The sequence below is a fragment of the Falsiruegeria litorea R37 genome (genome assembly GCF_900172225.1).
Taxonomy (GTDB): Bacteria; Pseudomonadota; Alphaproteobacteria; order Rhodobacterales; family Rhodobacteraceae; genus Falsiruegeria; species Falsiruegeria litorea.
The window spans coordinates 308,833-321,931 of sequence record NZ_FWFO01000003.1; the positions used below are offsets into that span (position 1 = coordinate 308,833).

Annotated in this window: 11 protein-coding genes; 7 read left to right on the plus strand and 4 right to left on the minus strand. The window is 58.6% G+C overall.

The genetic code is table 11. The annotated features are described in order from the left end of the window. Window positions 1-197 precede the first annotated feature (197 nt). From TRL7639_RS17780 to TRL7639_RS17810, 7 genes are all read left to right on the plus strand, one after another. Window positions 198-1,826 carry a GMC family oxidoreductase gene (locus TRL7639_RS17780; protein ID WP_085797209.1) on the plus strand — a complete coding sequence of 543 codons (1,629 nt, stop codon included), beginning with the start codon at window positions 198-200 and terminating at the stop codon, window positions 1,824-1,826. A gap of 13 nt (window positions 1,827-1,839) precedes the next feature. Beyond that, the gene (locus TRL7639_RS17785) at window positions 1,840-3,465 is read left to right on the plus strand and encodes a long-chain-fatty-acid--CoA ligase (protein ID WP_085797210.1); all 1,626 of its coding nucleotides are present in this window, start codon (window positions 1,840-1,842) and stop codon (window positions 3,463-3,465) included. A gap of 123 nt (window positions 3,466-3,588) precedes the next feature. Then, window positions 3,589-4,428 carry a flagellar motor protein MotB gene (locus TRL7639_RS17790; RefSeq protein ID WP_085797211.1) on the plus strand — a complete coding sequence of 280 codons (840 nt, stop codon included), beginning with the start codon at window positions 3,589-3,591 and terminating at the stop codon, window positions 4,426-4,428. A 99-nt stretch (window positions 4,429-4,527) separates the two neighbouring features. After that, entirely contained in the window at window positions 4,528-5,829 is a 1,302-nt protein-coding gene (locus TRL7639_RS17795; protein ID WP_165759842.1) for a flagellar hook protein FlgE, read from the plus strand. Between the two features lie 36 nt (window positions 5,830-5,865). Continuing rightward, on the plus strand, window positions 5,866-7,317 hold the full coding sequence (gene flgK / locus TRL7639_RS17800) for a flagellar hook-associated protein FlgK (RefSeq protein WP_085797213.1): 1,452 nt from the start codon (window positions 5,866-5,868) through the stop codon (window positions 7,315-7,317). A 3-nt stretch (window positions 7,318-7,320) separates the two neighbouring features. Next, the gene (locus TRL7639_RS17805) at window positions 7,321-8,328 is read left to right on the plus strand and encodes a flagellin (protein WP_085797214.1); all 1,008 of its coding nucleotides are present in this window, start codon (window positions 7,321-7,323) and stop codon (window positions 8,326-8,328) included. After that, entirely contained in the window at window positions 8,325-9,425 is a 1,101-nt protein-coding gene (locus TRL7639_RS17810) for a flagellar basal body P-ring protein FlgI (RefSeq protein ID WP_085797215.1), read from the plus strand. Before TRL7639_RS17805 ends, TRL7639_RS17810 begins: the two co-directional genes overlap by 4 nt. Window positions 9,426-9,765: 340 nt before the next feature. On the opposite strand, the gene fliP is transcribed toward TRL7639_RS17810, so the two are convergent. Genes fliP through fliF form a run of 4 tightly spaced genes read right to left on the minus strand, consistent with a single transcriptional unit; the run spans window position 9,766 to window position 12,995 of the window. Then, window positions 9,766-10,479: a flagellar type III secretion system pore protein FliP gene (gene fliP / locus TRL7639_RS17815; RefSeq protein ID WP_085797285.1), complete on the minus strand. Its 714-nt coding sequence runs from the start codon at window positions 10,477-10,479 to the stop codon at window positions 9,766-9,768. Between the two features lie 29 nt (window positions 10,480-10,508). Beyond that, on the minus strand, window positions 10,509-10,796 hold the full coding sequence (locus TRL7639_RS17820) for a FliM/FliN family flagellar motor switch protein (RefSeq protein WP_085797216.1): 288 nt from the start codon (window positions 10,794-10,796) through the stop codon (window positions 10,509-10,511). Then, entirely contained in the window at window positions 10,789-11,388 is a 600-nt protein-coding gene (locus TRL7639_RS17825; RefSeq protein WP_085797217.1) for a FliH/SctL family protein, read from the minus strand. Before TRL7639_RS17825 ends, TRL7639_RS17820 begins: the two co-directional genes overlap by 8 nt. Further along, on the minus strand, window positions 11,388-12,995 hold the full coding sequence (gene fliF, locus TRL7639_RS17830; RefSeq protein WP_085797218.1) for a flagellar basal-body MS-ring/collar protein FliF: 1,608 nt from the start codon (window positions 12,993-12,995) through the stop codon (window positions 11,388-11,390). Before fliF ends, TRL7639_RS17825 begins: the two co-directional genes overlap by 1 nt. Between the last annotated feature and the right edge of the window lie 104 nt (window positions 12,996-13,099).

Sequence of the window (13,099 nt, forward strand, 5' to 3'; positions counted from 1 at the left end):
TCGGCTCGGCTACGGATACTCTCGCAACCCTTGCCGAAACGCGCCCTTGCTTCAACTGTTGATACACAAACAGACCCCGCGACGGAACGTCGGCCAAGACCTGCCGGTCCCACGATCTGACGCCGGGTTAAAGTGGACATTCCCGCCCCATGCAGGGCTTCATGACGCCAGACAACGACAACAGGGGGGAGAGACCTATGTCGTATGACTATGTGATCGTCGGAGGAGGATCCGGCGGATCGACGCTGGCCGCACGCCTGAGCGAAGACCCGAACACCAACGTGTGCCTGCTTGAGGCCGGCGGCAAAGGCGACAGCATTTTGGTGCGTGCGCCTGCGGCCGTGGTGGCGATGCTGCCCGGCAGGCCCAAGATCAACAACTGGGCGTTTGAGACGGTTCCCCAAGAGGGCCTCAAAGGGCGTCAGGGCTATCAGCCGCGCGGCAAGGCGCTTGGCGGGTCCAGCGCGATCAACGCCATGCTTTATGTGCGCGGGCATTCCAAAGACTATGACGAATGGGCTGAACTGGGCTGTGACGGTTGGTCATGGGATGACGTGCTGCCCTATTTCCTGAAAGCCGAGAACAACCAGCATGGCGCCAGCGACATGCACGGTGGCGGTGGCCCCCTGCAAGTCTCGGACCAGCAATCACCCCGCCCGATCTCGGAGGCCTTTGTCGAGGCGGGTGAGGCGATGCAAATCCGCCGGGTCGAGGATTTCAACACCGGCGACAACGAAGGCATCGGCCTCTATCAGGTGACGCAGTTCCACGATCCCGCCAAGGCGGGAGAGCGCTGTTCAGCGGCGGCGGCTTATCTGCACCCGGTCATGGATCGCCCCAACCTGACGGTCATCACCGACGCCCATGCCACACGCATCCTGTTCGAAGGTAAGCGCGCCGTTGGTGTCACCTATCGCAGTGGCAAGGCCGATCGCGAGGTGCGCGCAGACAAAGAGGTGATCCTGTGCGGCGGCGCCTTTAACTCGCCGCAGCTGCTGCAGCTGTCGGGGGTTGGTCGACCGCAGGACATCACTCCCCATGGCATCCAGATGGTGCATGAACTGCCCGGCGTGGGTCAGAACCTGCAAGACCACCTGGATTTTGTCTTGGGCTACAAAACAGCGGACAAGGATAACTTCGGGATCGGGCTGTCAGCTTCGGTCAGCCTGCTCAAACACATGGCGGCCTGGCGCAAGGATGGCTCGGGCATGTTGGCAACGCCTTTTGCCGAAGGGGGCGCCTTCTTCAAGACCGACCCCAACCTCGACCGGCCCGACGTGCAATTGCATTTCGTGATCTCGGTTGTCGATGATCATGCCCGCAAACTGCACCTGGGTCACGGCTTCAGCTGCCACGTCTGCGTGCTGCGGCCCAAGTCGCGGGGCGAGGTTACACTGAACTCACCCGACCCGATGGATGCCCCACGGATCGACCCCAAGTTCCTGAGCAACGACGAAGATCTGGCGGTGCTGATGAAAGGCACGCGGATGACCCGAGACCTGATGCATACACCGCCGCTCAAGGGGTACATCAAGTCCGAGATGTTTATCAACAACGAGCCCTCGGACGCCGAACTCGAAGATCACATCCGCTCGCGTGCGGACACGATCTATCACCCGGTGGGCACCTGCAAGATGGGTGTTGATGACATGGCCGTGGTAGACCCGGAGTTGCGCGTTCACGGGCTGACTGGGCTGCGCGTTGTCGATGCTTCGATCATGCCGCGGCTGATCGGTGGCAACACCAACGCCCCCACAATCATGATTGCAGAAAGAGCCGCCGACATGATCCGCGCGGCGCAGGCTGCCTCACAAGCTGCAGAGTAAAGAGAGAGACATAATGCTTGGCAAAATGATGCATCAGCCGCTGACCATCAGCTCGCTGATCGAACACGCTGGTCGATACCATGGTGACACGACGGTGGTTTCGGTGGAAACCTCTGGCGAGGTGATCCACAGCAGTTGGGGAGAGGTCGAGGCCAACGCCCGCAAACTGGCCGCCGCTCTGGCGCGTCTGGGTCTGAAAACCGGCGATCGCTGTGCCACGATCGCCTGGAACAACCGTCGGCATCTGGAGATCTACTTCGGCGTTGCAGGTGCCGGTATGGTTTGCCACACGATCAACCCGCGCCTGTTCCCGGAACAGCTGATCTATATCATCAACCACGCCGAAGATCAGATCCTGTTCCTGGATCAGACCTTCTTGCCTGTGGCGGCAAAGCTGGGCGAGCATCTGAAGACGCTCAAGCACGTGGTGCTGATGGGGCCGCGGGATGAAGAGGCTGCGGCCATGGTCGACGGGCTGCTGTTCTATGATGAACTGATCGAGGGCGAATCCGACGACGCCACATGGCCCGAGCTGGACGAAAACCTGCCCTCGAGCCTGTGTTACACATCCGGCACCACCGGCAACCCAAAGGGCGTGCAGTACACCCACCGCACCACCGTGTTGCATTCGATCGCGGGCAATCAGCCGGACGGCATGGCGCTGTCCGCCAAGGATACGGTGATGGCCGTAGTGCCGATGTTCCACGCCAACGCCTGGGGCGTGCCCTATATCGCTGCCGCAATCGGCTGCAAAATCGTGCTGCCGGGGCCGAACCTGGATGGCGAAAGCCTGGTCAAGTTGATCGACGGCGAACAGGTTACTGTGGCGCTTGGCGTGCCGACCATCTGGATGGGTCTGCTGGCGGCGCTGGAATCTACCGGGTCCAAGGCCGAAAGCCTGCAGCGCACGGTCGTTGGCGGCTCGGCCCTGCCCACGGTGATGATCCCCACCTTCCGCGACCGCTATGGCGTGGAGCTGATCCACGCCTGGGGCATGACCGAAACCAGCCCGCTGGGGACACTCAACCAACTGCTGCAAAAGCACGATGGGCTTTCGGACGCTGAAAAAGGCAAGATCCGCGAGGGTCAGGGACGCCCGCCTTATGGTGTTGAACTGCGTCTGATCGATGACGAGGGTACGCGCCTGGCCGAGGATGGTGAAACCCAGGGCAACCTGCAAATCCGCGGCCATTGGATCGTCGACACCTACTTCAAGGCGGACGGTACGGCGCTGACCGAGGACGGCTGGTTCGACACCGGCGACGTCGCAACGATCGACAGTGACGGCTACATGATCATCCGTGACCGGTCAAAGGACATCATCAAGTCGGGTGGTGAATGGATTTCAACTGTTGAGTTGGAAGACATCGCCATCTCGCACGACGCTGTGGCCAACGCCGCCGCCATCGCGGCCAAACACGCCAAATGGGACGAACGCCCCGTGATCATCGCGATCAAACACGAGGGTGCCGCATTGGACGAGGCCGCGCTGCTGGCGCACTATACGGGCAAGGTCGCCTCCTGGCAGATCCCCGACAAGGTGATCTTTGTTGACGAGCTACCCCTTGGCGGCACCGGGAAAGTGTTGAAAAACAAACTGCGAGATCAATTCGGTGAGGTTCTACTGGACGTCGACTGATCGACACCGGGCCCCTGCCGAACCGGTTGGGGGCTCGAAATTACCAACAGTTTTACCTGTTAGACATCTCTTAACGCCTGCCCTGATATCCCTGACCCTGGGTGATTAAAATAGGTGGTGGAGATGGGTGCGCAAACCAATGCGGCGCCAGTCATCATCAAACGGAAAAAGGTAGTTGGTGGCGATGGCCACCATGGCGGAGCCTGGAAGGTCGCGTATGCGGACTTTGTGACGGCGATGATGGCCTTTTTCATGTTGATGTGGCTGCTGAATGCAACAACTGAAAAACAGCGAAAGGGTCTGGCCGATTACTTTTCGCCGTCGGTTCCTTTGAATCCTGTGTCCGGGGGCGGCAATGGCGCCTTCGGTGGGGATAACATGTTTTCCGAGCAGACCATGGCGATGAATGGCACGGGTGCCAGCAATCGGTTTCGGTCAGATGGGAACAAGGCGCGCGGGTCCACCGGCGTCGACAAACAGGGCGGCGACAACGCCCCCAACGAGCAATTCACGACGCTCGAAGCTGCCCTGATGGGGCGCGGTGGGGAAAGTCTGGTCAGCAAAGAGACGCTCAAACACATCGTCACGCGGGTGACCGATGAGGGGCTGATTGTCGAACTGTTCTCAACCGAAGGCGATCCCCTCTTCGAAGAGCACACCGACCGGCCAACCCCGCTCATGAAAGAGCTGGCACGATTGGTTGTGCGTCATTCCGGTCTGGTGTCCAACGGCATCGCAATCGGTGGGCATATCCGGGCCCATCCGGTGGTTCTGGCTGACAGCCCCGTATGGGAGCTATCGACAGCGCGCGCTGCGCGCACCCGGACGTTGTTCGAAGGGCTTGGACTGGACGAGGAACGCATCAAGCGGGTCACAGGACACGCTGATCGCAAATTGACCGCCAAGAACCCAATGGGCGCCAGAAACGACCGGATCGAAATCATCTATCTGCGCGATCAGTAGAACAAGATAGATAGGTTTTTACCTGTTAGCAGGGCGTTAAGTGCTGATGCGCTAGCTGTTGCATCGAGATTTTTCTTGATGCAGCAGAAAGGCGTATCCATGACGATTTCCTCCTCGCTGAATGCGGGCATTGCGGCGCTCACCGCAAATGCCAGCCGATTGGCGTCGATTTCAGACAACATCGCGAACTCTTCGACCTTTGGGTACAAGCGCGTTGAAACCGATTTTCATTCTCTGGTGAACTCGGCGGCTGGCGGCAATTACTCGGCCGGCGGCGTGCGCTCGACAACGCAACGCATGATCGATCAGCGCGGCTCGCTGGTCACCACGTCGAACGCCACGGATTTGTCGGTGCGCGGTGGCGGTATGCTTCCTGTGGCCAAAACATCCGAGATCGCAGGCGGCAACAGCAACCCCAATATGTTGCTGACAACAACCGGCTCGTTCCGAACCAATGCAGACGGCTATCTGGTAACCGAATCGGGTCTGGTTCTGATGGGTTGGCGTGCCAACCCGGACGGCACCATCCCCAATCTTCCGCGTGATACAGCCGACGGCCTCACACCCGTTCAGCTCAGCGTCAATCAGTTGTCAGGCTCGCCAACCACGCAAATGAACCTGCGCATGAACCTGCCCGCAACAGCGACCGAAGCCGGATCGGCCGGAGACTCTCAACCACTGTCAGTGGAGTATTTCGACAACCTGGGCAAGTCCGAGAACCTGCAAGTCGAATTGCGCCCGGTTGTTCCAGCCACGGGTGAAAGCAATCAATGGACAATGATCATGCGCGACACCGCGTCGGGCGGCACGATCGTTGGCGAATACACGCTGAACTTTAACGACAGTCGAACCGATGGCGGCACATTGGCCAGCGTCACGGCCACCACTGGCGGCGCTTATGACGCAACAACCGGCACAATGATCGTCAACGTTGCAGGTGGCCCGATGGAGATCAATATCGGTCGCCCCAATGACCCCAATGGGATCACTCAGCTGTCTGACACATTTGCCCCGGTATCAATCACCAAAGACGGGTCTGCCGTCGGCACAATGACCCGGGTCGAGGTTGATGAAAACGGGTTTGTCCACGCCTTCTTTGACTCTGGTGCCAGCCGTAAGGTCTTTCAGATTCCGCTGGTGAATCTGCCAAACCCCAACGGTCTGGTCGCGCTCGACAGCCAAACCTATGAGCCATCCCGCGAAAGCGGCACCTTTTTCCTGTGGAACGCAGGTGAAGGTCCAACAGGCAACATCGCGGGCTTCTCACGCGAGGAGTCGACCACCGACATTGCCGGTGAACTGACTGCGATGATCCAAACCCAGCGGTCATATTCTTCCAGCGCAAAAGTCATAACGACCGTGGACGAAATGCTGCAGGAAACCACCAACATCAAGCGCTAACCGGCGCTTGGTCAACCTGTTCAGGGGACGTTGATCATGACCATTTCTTCGGCTTTCAACAACGCGCTCAGCGGCCTATCGGCCGCGGGTCGCGCGACTGGCGTTGTGTCGGACAACATCGCAAACGCGCTGACGCCCGGATATGCCCGCCGGTCGTTAGAAGTCGCCTCGAACGGGTACAGCGGCAACGGGGTGCGGGTGGTTGGGGTCACCCGACATTCGGATCCCGTACTGCTGTCAAACCGGCGCGCCGCCGATGCAGCGCACGGGCATACCAACACGATCGCCAACTTTCACGCCACTTTGGAAAAGGCAATCGGCACGACCGACGATGCCTCTTCAATCACATCCCGACTGGCTGATTTCGAAAGCGCTCTGCTACAAGCTGCCAGCCTACCTGAATCGGCCACACGATTGGGTCTTGCTGTGTCAGGCGCCAAGGATCTGGCGGCCTCCATCTCGAACGCGTCCGAAGAGCTGCGCCAAACGCGATCTGCTGCGGACCGGAGCATTGCCAACCAGGTGGACCGCCTGAACGCGCAGCTCAAGAACGTCGAGGATCTGAACCAGAAAATTCAGGATGTTTCGGGATCGGGTGGCAACGTGAACGCTTTGCTGGATCAACGCCAGCAGGCAGTCGACGAAATCAACGAGATTGTGCCGGTCAACATCGCGCAGCGCAGCCATGGTCAGATCGCCCTGTTCACGGACGGTGGCGCCATTCTGGTCGATGGCAAGGCCGCAACGCTCAGTTTCAACCTGACCGGCGAAACAAAACCCCATATGACAGTGCAAAACAATCTGCTGTCCGGGCTGGAGATCAACGGCATCGCCGTGGCGACCACCGGGCCAACCTCGGCCATTCGGGGCGGGACGCTCGCCGCCCAGTTCGAAGTGCGTGATGTCCTGTCCATACATGCACAAGAGGATCTGGATGCTGTGGCCCGCGATTTGATCGAACGGTTCGAAGCCAGCGGTTTGGACACGACGGTCGCAGCGGGGCAGCCTGGCCTTTTCACTGACGACGGAAGCCGCTTTTCGGCCACCGCGCCTGCCGGGCTTGCGGGCCGGATTCAAGTTAACGCCATCGTTGATCCCGAACGCGGCGGCGACACTTGGAAACTGCGCACCGGATTGGGAGCGGCAACTCCGGGGGAACAGGGCGATGCACGCCAACTCAAGGCGTTCGAAGCCGCTCTGACGGCCAAGCGAACACAACCCGATGACCGCTTTGGCACGGGTGATCTGACCGCCGCGGGCGTCAGTGCGGCGCTGTTGTCAAAAATCGCATCCGATAACAGCACATCCTCCAAAGCGCTCAGCTTTGCGTCGGCCAACAAGGCCGAGATGACGCGCGTTGAAAAGGAAAACGGCGTGGACACGGATGCCGAGGTTCAGAACCTGATCCTTGTCGAGAAAGCCTATGCCGCAAACGCGCGGGTCATCCAGGTGGTGGATGAACTAATGGACACTTTGTTGAGGTTGTAAATCATGAGCATGTCTTCGATCGGCGATCTCGCCCGAACTTTGATGTTTCAAAACAGAAGCACCGAAATCAGAAACGAAATTTCCAAGCTGACGCAGGAGCTTGCCAGCGGGCGTGTGGCCGATGTGTCAGATCACTTGAAAGGGGATTTTTCACATCTGGCTGACGTCGAACGCTCTCTGGAACGTTTGGGGACCCTGTCAAATACCGCAGCCGAAACCGGATTGTTCGCCACCACAGTGCAGCGCAGTCTGGAAAACTTGGACAATCGGACGGGCGACCTGGCGAACTCTCTGACCGCGATCGGCAACTTTGGCCAAGACATCAATCGGACCCAGGCCAGCAACCAGGCCAAATCCGAACTGGGCGCAATGATCGGGTCGTTGAACCAAGCCGTGGCAGGTCGCAGCTTGTTTGCTGGGATTGCGACCGATCAGGTTCCTCTGGAATCTTCCGACAGGCTGCTGCAAGAGGTGCGCACCGTTATCGCAGGCAGCGCAACTGCCGATGACGCCATCACCGCCGCACGCAACTGGTTCAATGACCCTGCAGGGTTCGAAACAGTGATCTACCGTGGCTCGACCCAATCGCTCGCACCGATTTCCGTCGGAGAAAACAACGACGTCACTTTGGATCTCAGGGCCGATAACGCCACGATCCGCACAGTTCTTTTGAATACAACCCTGGCAGCCCTGGCGACCGATGCTGCCGTGGGGCTCAGCGATGCTGAACAGACAGATCTGCTCAAGAAAACGGGCTCTGGCCTGGTGAATGCCAGGGACGACATCGTTGGTCTTCGCGCAGATGTAGGCCATGCCGAAGCCAGGATTGATCAAGCAAAATCGCGCAACTCTGCCACAAAAACCAGTCTCGAGTTTGCGCGCAACAAACTGATCGGGGCCGATCCATTCGAGGTCACAACTCGCCTGCAAAGTGTCCAGGTGCAACTGCAAAGCCTTTATACGGTCACGGCACGAACCTCTTCCCTGAATTTGGTGAATTTTCTGAGATGAAAAAACTGATTTGTCTTCTCTTATGCCTGCTGCTCCCTTCCATGGCATCCGCCGGCGCTGTCCGACTTAAGGACCTGGTCGATTTTGACGGGGTGCGGGGCAACGACTTGGTAGGATACGGTCTGGTGGTCGGACTAAACGGAACTGGCGATGGCCTCAGAAACGCACCCTTCACCGAAGAAATCATGTCCAACATTCTGGAACGGCTTGGCGTGAACGTAACTGGCGAGCAATTCCGCCCCAAAAACGTGGCGGCTGTCTTTGTCACTGCGAGCCTGCCACCGTTTTCGCGCGTCGGCAGCCAGATCGATGTGACCGTGTCGGCCATCGGCGATTCCAAAAGCCTGCTGGGCGGAACATTGGTCATGACACCACTCAACGCCGCCGATGGTCAGATTTATGCGGTCGCCCAAGGCACAGTTTTGGCAGGTGGTGCCGTCGCCGAAGGGGAGGCCGCATCCGTGGTCCGCGGCGTGCCGACATCCGGTGTGATCCCATCAGGCGCTCGGGTCGAGCGCGAGATCGACTTTACACTCAGTGACCTGACCCAGATCCGCCTTGCCCTGCGTGAGCCTGATTTCACCACTGCCGGCCGGATCGAAACCGCGATCAATCGGACCTTCAATTCCCGGGTGGCAATCATGCGGGATTCTGGCACCGTCGAGGTCGACATTCCATCAACTCGCTCAGCTTCTACAGCCCACGCAATCGGCCGAATGGAAAACATCTTGGTCGAACCCGAACGCAAGGCCCGCGTCGTAGTGGATCAACGTTCGGGCACCATCGTGATGGGAGACGACGTTCGGATTTCGCGCGTGGCCGTATCTCAGGGCAACTTGACCCTACGCGTCGAAGAGGCCCCCCTTGCCGTGCAGCCCAACCCCTTTGCGGATGGGCGAACGGTGGTCGTTCCCAGAACAAACGCCGCGATCGAAGAGGACGAGGGCATCGCTCTGGCTGAAGTACCAGAAGGCACGTCTTTGTCACAGGTGGTTGCAGGTCTCAATGCCCTGGGCGTTTCTCCACGTGACATGATCGACATCCTGAAAACGATCAAAGCCGCAGGTGCCCTGCACGCCGAATTCATCGTTCGATGAATGTGTGCATGAAGAAAACACAACGGCCTGGACAAGTTCCCAGCCGTTATGTTGTGATCAGCGACCGCGCCGGGATCTACCCGGTATGTCACGCCCCCAAAGCATGGCCTGTGCTGTGCTCACCGCTTGACCCATCTATCCTCGGGCGACCCCCTCTTTGGACAGCATCGCGGCCTCCATTGAAACGACCGGGCACCAGCTGAGGCGCCCTCAAGCGCACCAGCCATCGGTACGACAATTTAGCTTCGGTGATATCCCGCAAAAAACCCGGCTCTTCCATGAAAGAGCCGGGCACGGTTTTGTTGGCAATCCGACACGGGAAACTCTTTTTGAACTGGGCTTAAGGACTATAGCTCCGAACCAGCGCACCAGCGACGAGGGACCAGCCATCGGCGATTACGAAAAATGCCAGTTTAAACGGCAATGAAACCGTCGCCGGTGGAACCATCATCATCCCCATCGACATCAAAACCGCCGCAACGACCAGATCGATCACCAGGAACGGCAAAAAGACCAAGAACCCAATCTGAAATGCTCGAGAAATTTCCGAGAGCAAAAAGGATGGAATCAGTACGGATATCGGCGCCTCGGGGGACGGGCTTACGTCCTGTGTGTGTGGCCTCAAGGAGGCCATCGCCTCAAAGGTATCTGGGTCAACGCGCGCTGCCATGAACTCTTTGAACGGAACAATCGCCTGCTGCAGCGCCGGTTCAACCTCCAGGGTTTCCTGGACAAGGGGCTGAATACCGCTCGTCCAAGCTTCGGTAAAAACAGGCTCCATGATGAAGTACGTCAGAAACAGAGCCAGGCTGACAATCAACATGTTCGGCGGCGATTGCTGTAAACCAATTCCTTGGCGCAGGATCGACAAGACGGTTACCAGGAACGGAAAGCACGTGATCATGATGGCCAAGCCCGGCGCCAAGCTTAGAATCGTGATCAGCAAGATCAGCTGGATCGTGCGCCCCGACAATGAGCCACCTTCACCCAGCGACAGCGACAGCTCCTGCGCGTCGGCAGGCCCAGCCCAGGCCGCAAACAGACACAAGAGCATCGCGGCACAAGGCAAACGAAACACTAATGTCATCCCAAACCACTTTGCAGGTCGGTAATTTCCGTCAAGCGTACAGCCAACTGCCCAGACTGATCGCCATTCATCTCTTCAAGTTGGCCCCTGGCAACCAGCGTTCCTCCGACATACAGCTCGACAGGATCTTCCACCCGTTTGTCCAATGTCAGAACAGCGTTTTCGCCCAGACCAACCAGATCTTTGATCAACGGCCGCGCATGCCCAACCGAGACCATGATTTCGATCGGAACCGAGGTAAACGGGTTTCCTTGCTCGGGATTCTTTGGGGCCTCGTTATCCATGTTGAACGTCCTCTTTTGCCTGGTACAGGAATGCATCGACAGCTTCGGAAATCGATGCCATCAACGCAGTGCAATCTACTTCGCGTTCGGCCGTACCGACTCGCAGATAAGCCTGTCCGGGTGGCAGGCTTGATTCCTCAACCATCTGAACCGGAACCGAAAACTCACGATCCAAGGCAGGCTTGAGCGCCGCGCTCACCCCAGATGGAACCACCAGCAGAACCGGCTGCGCCGCCTGATCCCGCGCCATCTCCTTCAACTCGTCCACGATGTGTTGACTATAAGTCCTCTCGATCGTGTCAGGTAAAACCGTATCCACCAGGCTGCCGAACATCGGCTCAAGCGACAAGGTCATCTGCGACAACGCTTCGTGATAGGTGAACGACAGGTCTTCAAGAGATTTGCCCAAAGCCTCGGACACGCGCGCGTGATCTTCGGTTTGGGCCGAAACTGCATCATCCCAGCCCGCGGCATAGCCCTGTTCAAAGGCCGTTAACCGATATTCTTCGAGCGCATCTTCGTTCATCATCTGAACACGCCCGACTTGAAAGATGTTTTTTTCAAAGTCTTCCAGCAAATGTGCGATCGACATCAGACCTTCTCCTCACTTTCCTGCAGCCAGCTGCGCAGGATTTCTACTGACTCTTCCTGCTTGTCCCCGATCATCGCGCGTAAGCGATCCACCGGATCTTCGGATGTACCCACACCTGCAATCTGTCGAACTGACGAATTCGGCGCTTGAAGCGGCTCATACCCTTCACCCTCTCCTGTCGCGATTTCACCAGTTAGGGCTGGCTGTCCGAGTGCAGACGAATTTCTATTTGTTGGAGCACCGGGCGGCAGAGCCAACGATGGCGCGCCAATCTGAGCGGTGTTACTCAGGATCGGACGGACGACAAACAGGCCAAGCCCAAGCGCCACAATTGCCAGGGTCGCCACCTGAATCAGCGACATTGCATCCAGGTGCATACCCTGAAACAGCGAGGGACCTGCCGCCGTGCCCAGGGGCTCGATGGTCGGCAACTCCATGGATTTAATTGTGATGACATCCCCGCGGTCTGCGTCATACCCCACGGCCGACGACACCAACTCACGCAATGCATCCAGCTCTTCCTCGGGGCGCGGGACAAAGGCACCGCCAGCGACCTCGGTCGGCGTTCCGTTGACCAGAACTGCGACGCTCAGGCGTTTTACTGCACCTGGAACGCGCAGGATCTCCATCTCGGTTTCGGACACTTCATAATTCACCCGCTCACGTGTCGCGCTGGTGGACGAATTCGATTCGTCACCCGTCGCGCCATCCCCATCCGGCAGGTTCGACGCCACAGTCACATCGCCGGACTGGTTCTTGGAATTGTCCGAACGCTCCTCAACATCCGTGCTGATCGCCACCCGCCCGTTGGGGTCAAAGCGGCGCTCGCGGATAGATTCGGTTTCAGTCACGGTGTCGACACTGATTTCGACCACCGCATTGCCCTTGCCAACGCGTGCTTCGACCAGACGCAACACCCGGTCGCGCATCTGTTGCGCCCGATCATCAGCCGTGCTGGCTGCCGCCGTGGCCTCGGGCGAGCCGATCAGCGTGCCGTTGGCATCGATGATCGCCACATTGTCCACAGACAACCCGCTGATTGCGCTGGACACCAGAAAGCGAATCGCATTGGCCTGGGTCGGCGTGATCGGGCTGCCGGTCGGAATGACCGAGACCGAGGCGGTGGGTTCCGCACTGCGCTGAAAGGGCGAGGACGCGCTGTTGGCGATGTGAACCCGCGCTTGGCTGATAAAGGGTGACGCCACGATCGTGCGCGCCAATTCCCCCTCTTTCGCGCGCCAATAAGCGGCATCGAACATTTGCGAGGTGGTGCCAAATCCGCTTAGCGAATCGAGGAGTTCGTAGCCACGCCCGCCGTTTGCCGGTAGCCCTTCGCTCGCCAATGTCAGGCGCAGCTCGTCCCGCTGCGCCGCGGGAACGTATATCGAACCGCCCCGCACGTCATAGGGAATGCCACGCTGCTCCAGTGAGCGGACCACATCGCCGGCCGAGCCGCTTTCCAACCCCGCATAAAGCAATTGCATGCTTGGGTTTGCCGCGATTCGCGACATCGCCAGAACCGCAAGGAACACCGCAACCGCAGCCCCCACAACGATAATCTGTTTTCTTTTGTCTAAACTTGCCCAGACAGTTCTAATCTGCTGCACGCTAACCTCCGTCTCGCCGACATTCTGTTCGGCACATCCCTGTTTTGGTCGATTGGCCTTAACAATCGGTTAGTTCCTGACCGGTTATGAATGTCCTCGAAGTT